The sequence below is a fragment of the Methylobacterium sp. 22177 genome (genome assembly GCF_052045615.1).
In the GTDB taxonomy this organism is placed as follows: Bacteria; Pseudomonadota; Alphaproteobacteria; order Rhizobiales; family Beijerinckiaceae; genus Methylobacterium; species Methylobacterium radiotolerans.
This window is the reverse complement of the sequence record NZ_JBQEPK010000060.1, coordinates 19,970-24,520: the sequence shown is the minus strand read 5'-3', so window position 1 is coordinate 24,520 and position 4,551 is coordinate 19,970. Positions and strand designations below refer to the sequence as shown.

At 54.1% G+C, this 4,551-nt stretch carries 6 protein-coding genes; 2 read left to right on the top strand and 4 right to left on the bottom strand.

Annotated features, from left to right (window positions below):
* Nucleotides 1-271: 271 nt before the first annotated feature.
* Both ACTJK8_RS29375 and ACTJK8_RS29370 read right to left on the bottom strand, forming a co-directional pair.
* A complete protein-coding gene (locus ACTJK8_RS29375; protein WP_440762992.1) occupies nt 272-427 on the bottom strand; it encodes a hypothetical protein in 156 nt (51 codons plus the stop codon).
* Nucleotides 424-888 carry a toxin-antitoxin system HicB family antitoxin gene (locus tag ACTJK8_RS29370; RefSeq protein WP_440762991.1) on the bottom strand — a complete coding sequence of 155 codons (465 nt, stop codon included), beginning with the start codon at nt 886-888 and terminating at the stop codon, nt 424-426. Before ACTJK8_RS29370 ends, ACTJK8_RS29375 begins: the two co-directional genes overlap by 4 nt.
* Nucleotides 889-1,032: 144 nt before the next feature.
* Here ACTJK8_RS29370 and ACTJK8_RS29365 point away from each other — a divergent pair, with 144 nt between their 5' ends.
* Nucleotides 1,033-1,557, top strand: coding sequence for a hypothetical protein (locus ACTJK8_RS29365; protein ID WP_440762990.1), 525 nt, complete (start codon nt 1,033-1,035; stop codon nt 1,555-1,557).
* A 26-nt stretch (nt 1,558-1,583) separates the two neighbouring features.
* Nucleotides 1,584-2,540: a tyrosine-type recombinase/integrase gene (locus ACTJK8_RS29360; RefSeq protein ID WP_440762989.1), complete on the top strand. Its 957-nt coding sequence runs from the start codon at nt 1,584-1,586 to the stop codon at nt 2,538-2,540.
* A 166-nt stretch (nt 2,541-2,706) separates the two neighbouring features.
* Here ACTJK8_RS29360 and ACTJK8_RS29355 read toward each other — a convergent pair whose 3' ends face one another.
* Nucleotides 2,707-4,302: a hypothetical protein gene (locus ACTJK8_RS29355; RefSeq protein ID WP_440762988.1), complete on the bottom strand. Its 1,596-nt coding sequence runs from the start codon at nt 4,300-4,302 to the stop codon at nt 2,707-2,709.
* Nucleotides 4,303-4,432: 130 nt separating this feature from the next.
* Nucleotides 4,433-4,551: integrase core domain-containing protein (locus ACTJK8_RS29350; RefSeq protein WP_440762997.1), on the bottom strand; the 119-nt coding region annotated here is incomplete at its 5' end.

Here is a 4,551-nt window from a genome sequence, read left to right as displayed (position 1 = left end):
CGTTTCCATCGGACGACCATGGTCGGACGGAGGCTGCACATACGGTCACGCTAGCGTAGAGCATGAGACAAGGCAATCGTCAGTCACGATCCGCGGGGGGCTGGATCCCTCATCGGCTCAGAGAAGACATCGGGCAAGTCCGTCGCTGCTCCGCGCGAGTTCGCCACTGTGACACCATTCCCGGGCCAAGGGCCGCGAGCCGGTGGCTGACCGCTCGGCCGCCCGTGCAAAACTCAAGACTTATGCACCAACCTGCGCACGTAGGCTCACCTCACAAGTGCAGCAGTCTCATGAGGGGCGCACCTAGGCTCGCGCCCACCAACACTCCGACAAGCAGCAGCGCTAAGGCCATCAGACCGCGCCATCCGTAGCCACGCAGATAGCGATCCTTGCCGAAGCCGAAGTCGAAATCCGGCCGGGGCGTCATGTACGGGATCCCTTCTTGGCTTTGGCTGGTGCCTCTCCGGGAGGGGCGCAGCGTTCCAGGCACTTGATGATCCAGGCATTCAGCGACTGACCGTTGTCCTTGGCGCGGGCTGCGAGGCGTTCACGGAGGCTGTCGGGAAGGCGCAGGGTGAACTTGCTTTCTCCGGAACCGGCCTCGGGCAACTTACCGAAAAGCGACTCGAAGAGGTCGACATCGTGGCTTCGGTGCCTCTCCAACCACTCGCGCACCTGATCTGGAGTATAGGGCGTTAGATCTTGTTCGGGACCTTCGGGACCATCATCGGCGTAGCTGTAGAGGAAGAACGCGCCGAAGCGATTTTGGTAGAGGTGCTGGCCATGTGTGACCGGATACTCCTCCTCGGTTGTGTCCCAGCCAGCCAACCGCGTGGCCGTTTCGGTGTTGTATGTTTTACCGTCGATAATCCTCTTGCACTTGTGCATAGCGCGCCTCCATCACCTGCCGTCATGTGTGACACATGACGGCAGGTGTCAATAGGTGACGGCAAGTGTTTTGACATTGCTCTTATATATGATAATATCCTTTATCACATTCTCTGGACAGCGCGGGAAAGAGGGAGCAGGGTGATGGGAGGCAGTATCGGCAGTTCGACGGTAACATCATTCACCTTTGACGAGCGTCACACAGATGATCTTGCCGCAATAAGAGAATGGCTAGGGTGCTCATCAGCTCGCGCCGTTAGTAAATCTCTATCACTTATGAGAACTTTGAAGAACATCAAGGAAGATCAAGCTGAAGTATGCTTGCTTTTGGGCGACAACAATCATGTTTTCCATATCAGAAAAGGGGGAGGTATTATTAATCTTCAGGAAGAGGATGAATTTTCGAAAGACGAATTAATCAGTGACGTTCGTATTCTTATTAGTAAAATTGAGAGCTCGTTGCCGGCTTTGGATACAAGTAACTCACTAAGGAATGATATTGTATCAGACATCGATCAGACGAAGATAGAAATCGGTAGAGAGAAGCCTCGCAAGAAGATAATCAAAGTATTCCTTGAAAGTCTCCGTGACAATCTTGCAAAAGCTGCCGGCGGCGCTGTTGTTGCAGCTATTGGTGCTTTGATTGCAAAATATTTTGGTGTTTTCTGATGCAGCACTCAACGAATAAATTTTATATGAGCCGGATCCCTACCCTTTTCACTTGTCCGGCCCCTGCCCTTGTGGCAGCGGCGGGCGACCACTCCGCCTACCGCTTCCTGGAATTCTTCACGGCGCAGATCCGCAATCCCAACACCCGTCGCGCCTACGCCAAAGCGGTGGCTGGGTTCTGCGCTTGGCTGGAAGGGGGCGGCCTGCCGGCAATCACGGCCGTCAGCTCGATCCATATCGCCGCCTACATCGAGGAGCTCGGGCGCACTCACAGCGCCCCCACGGTCAAACAACGGCTGGCAGCGATCCGGATGATGTTCGACTGGCTGGCGACCTGCGGCGTGCTGCCGTTCAACCCGGCCACCGCCGTGCGCGGGCCGAAGCACGTGGTCAAGCGGGGCAAGACGCCCGTGCTCGCCGCGGAGGAGGCGCGCGCGCTCCTCGACACGATCGACGCTACCACGCCAATCGGCCTGCGCGACCGCGCGCTGATCGGTCTGATGGTCTACACCTTCGCCCGCATCGGCGCGGCGACCGCCATGCGGGTCCAAGACCTCTACGTTCACAACCGCCGCCTATGGGTGCGCCTGCACGAGAAAGGCGGCAAGGCGGTCGATCTGCCCTGCCACCACAACCTCCACATCTATCTGCACGCCTATCTGGACGGCACCGGGATCGCTGCGGACGGTGACGGTCCATTGTTCCGCACCATCGGCCGAGGGACAGGCCGGCTCACCCGCACCCCCCTGCCGACCGCGAACGCCTACGCCATGGTCCAGCGACGCGCGAAAGCTGCTGGGATCGCGACGAGGATCGGCAATCACACGTTTCGGGCGACCGGCATCACAGCCTACCTCAAGAACGGCGGCACGCTGGAGCAGGCCGCCGCCATCGCCAACCACGCCTCGACCCGGACGACCCAACTGTACGATCGCCGCGCGAACGAGGTAAATTTGGACGAGATCGAGCGCATCCTCATCTAGCGCCGCCCCTCGGAGGGGTTCCTTCACCAGCGGTATTCGAGATCCGGCGGCCATTACGCCGCGGAACGTTGCATCGGCAAGGCTGCCCACCACAGGTAGTCAGCTTCCCGGCTTCCGGTACCGTTCGCTTACCGGAAGCCACAGACGCCATGCCGGGACCTGCCAGCTATGGAGCAACTCCGGACGCTGCGGAAATAGTGATGGACTCGCGCAAAGCCGTCTCGATGTTTGTTGGGGCACTTTGAAAAATGCTGAGGAGCTTGCTTTCATCCAGGATCGGTGCGGATCGCATTTTCTCTTTGACGTTCGTCTCCATAATCCCAATCTCATTGAAGCGACCATCAAGCTTTCGGAACTGCGCATATGCTCCAATATCAATTGCAAAAGCCTGATAAGTTCCTTCTTGTGATTTATGCGTTAGCGCGGTCGCGCAACTGTGAATAATACGATAATCAAGCAATCTATTAAATAGCGCTTTCCATTCGTCATTTTGTTGTAGCATTCGTTCTTGAACTAGAAATAAGTTCGTCTTCTTCTGCATGCAGAACTCGCGAATTGTGTAGATGCCCTTAATCAAATCATCCTGCTCATCGCCTTTCGAGTCTTGCTTGAGTTCATCAATTTTGCGCTCGAAATTGGGCCGGGACATAAGACGCACTTCGTCCTTGCCGATTTTATTGCCTCCACCTGCGTTGACTTCAGATAAAGCTTCTAGGAAGAGCGATAGGACGTCACGTGGCACGCCGCCGCCTGCCATTACTAGGCGCTCAAATCCCTCACCTTTGAATAGCGATTGGATCTCAGATTTGGTCAGACCTGCGGTTGTACCAAACTGCTCTAGTATCTGGAAATTCTGAGCAACAGTCTTATTAAAGTCACTGAATGTATAATCGATATTGATCGGTTGAAAATCATGTCGTTCCTGTATGCCAATTGGCTGACCATCGCGATCGGCATAAAGCGTAGAAGCATGCCGGAGTGTAGCGATCTTAAAAAAGAGCGGGACGTCCTTGCATAGTCGATGGATATAATCGACCACAAAAGCCTGATCGGTACGCTTAAGATGATATAAATCGTCTATATGAATTATGATGCATTCAGTCTTCGGTGATAATATAAAAAAGCCTCTTATGCTCTCTTTAAGCTGCGGCAGCCAACGATCAAGCTCCTGCAGTTTCTCGCGATGGATCTTGAAAGACTGCTCGACTTCTGCCTTTGCCTTACGTTCGTCCTTGGCGCCGAATTTCAGTGCCAACTTATCGACATCGCCACCTATTGAACCGTCAATTACCGAGGAATTTTCATGAGCCATTTTAGTTTTGATCTCGGCATCATGCTCATCGGCGGCGTGGTGTAGTGATTGGAGTTTGTCTAATATGCCTTTGATGATCTGCTTTGATTGTCGCTTTCGGCCGAACCACCCAGTGAAGTTTCTGTCTATTTCTCGGAAAACCGAAGCAAGAATTTCGATCAAAACATTTGGAAAAGAATGTCGTTTGAAATCTTCGCAATTGAGGTAGACTGACTTGATTTCGTTTTTCAATTTTCGCGATGAATGATGTAGCAATAGAGTTTTCCCGCAACCTCGACGGGCAAAAATTGCATGGTTTTGCTTGGCGCAAGCGTCTTGCAACGCTGTGCCTACATTAATGTAGGTGGTATCGGAATTGCCGCGTTGCACACGCAAATTCTCGGTTATGACCTCTCGAAGTCGATCCAGCTTCGGTTGGCTGACCATAATGGCGTCTACCCGTTCGCCCATCCTAGCTCCTATATATGGTCATGGGAGCAGCCTAACAACCTAAGATCGTATCGGGCGAGGTCCTTGCAGACCTAATCGTAGTCCCTAACAATGGCGATGCGGAAGGTAGATCTTTCGCCCCTGTTGGCCCCTAAAGACCGGACAAGATCTCCTGGGTTGATCGGGCAATGAACTCACGCGGCGAGCAGTAGCCCAGCGCGCGATGAGGGTGAAGATCGTTGTAGTGCGCCAGCCAAACGGGAAGCTGGC

Coding starts and splice junctions, on each gene's coding strand:
- ACTJK8_RS29375 (WP_440762992.1), bottom strand. CDS start 427: ATGACGCCCCGGCCGGATTTCGACTTCGGCTTCGGCAAGGATCGCTAT.
- ACTJK8_RS29370 (WP_440762991.1), bottom strand. CDS start 888: ATGCACAAGTGCAAGAGGATTATCGACGGTAAAACATACAACACCGAA.
- ACTJK8_RS29365 (WP_440762990.1), top strand. CDS start 1,033: ATGGGAGGCAGTATCGGCAGTTCGACGGTAACATCATTCACCTTTGAC.
- ACTJK8_RS29360 (WP_440762989.1), top strand. CDS start 1,584: ATGAGCCGGATCCCTACCCTTTTCACTTGTCCGGCCCCTGCCCTTGTG.
- ACTJK8_RS29355 (WP_440762988.1), bottom strand. CDS start 4,302: ATGGGCGAACGGGTAGACGCCATTATGGTCAGCCAACCGAAGCTGGAT.